This window comes from Shigella sp. FC1661 (assembly GCF_001712525.1).
Lineage (GTDB): Bacteria > Pseudomonadota > Gammaproteobacteria > Enterobacterales > Enterobacteriaceae > Escherichia > Escherichia coli.
This window is the reverse complement of record NZ_MDGW01000381.1, coordinates 1-956: the sequence shown is the minus strand read 5'-3', so window position 1 is coordinate 956 and position 956 is coordinate 1. Positions and strand designations below refer to the sequence as shown.

Here is a 956-nt window from a genome sequence, read left to right as displayed (position 1 = left end):
ACAACGCCCGCGCCAACGGTACGGCCGCCTTCACGGATTGCGAAACGCAGACCGTCGTCCATCGCGATCGGGTGGATCAGGGTAACAACCATTTTGATGTTGTCGCCCGGCATTACCATCTCTACGCCTTCCGGCAGTTCGATGGTACCAGTCACGTCAGTAGTACGGAAGTAGAACTGCGGACGGTAGCCTTTGAAGAACGGAGTATGACGGCCGCCTTCATCTTTGGACAGAATGTACACTTCAGATTCGAACTTGGTGTGCGGCTTGATGGTGCCCGGCTTAGCCAGTACCTGACCACGTTCGATTTCTTCACGTTTGATACCACGCAGCAGAACACCTACGTTCTCACCAGCACGGCCTTCGTCCAGCAGTTTGCGGAACATTTCAACGCCAGTACAGGTAGACTTCTGAGTCTCTTTGATACCAACGATTTCAACTTCTTCACCAACTTTGATGATACCGCGTTCTACACGACCGGTAACAACGGTACCACGACCGGAGATGGAGAATACGTCTTCGATCGGCAGCAGGAACGGCTTGTCAATCGCACGCTCTGGTTCCGGAATGTAAGAATCCAGGAAGCCAGCCAGTTCCAGGATTTTCGCTTCCCACTCTGCGTCGCCTTCCAGCGCTTTCAGAGCAGAACCACGAACGATCGGAGTGTCGTCGCCCGGGAAGTCGTACTGAGACAGAAGTTCACGAACTTCCATTTCAACCAGTTCCAGCAGCTCTTCGTCATCAACCATGTCGCATTTGTTCAGGAACACGATGATGTACGGAACGCCTACCTGACGACCCAGCAGGATGTGCTCACGAGTCTGCGGCATCGGGCCGTCAGTCGCAGCAACTACCAGGATCGCGCCGTCCATCTGAGCAGCACCGGTGATCATGTTTTTAACATAGTCGGCGTGCCCCGGGCAGTCTACGTGTGCGTAGTGACGGGTCGGGGTGTC

At 54.6% G+C, this 956-nt stretch carries 1 protein-coding gene; it reads right to left on the bottom strand.

Going from position 1 to position 956, the window contains the following annotated elements:
• The coding region (tuf, locus tag BFF42_RS18565) for an elongation factor Tu (protein ID WP_000223459.1) at positions 1 to 956 on the bottom strand (956 nt) is incomplete at both ends.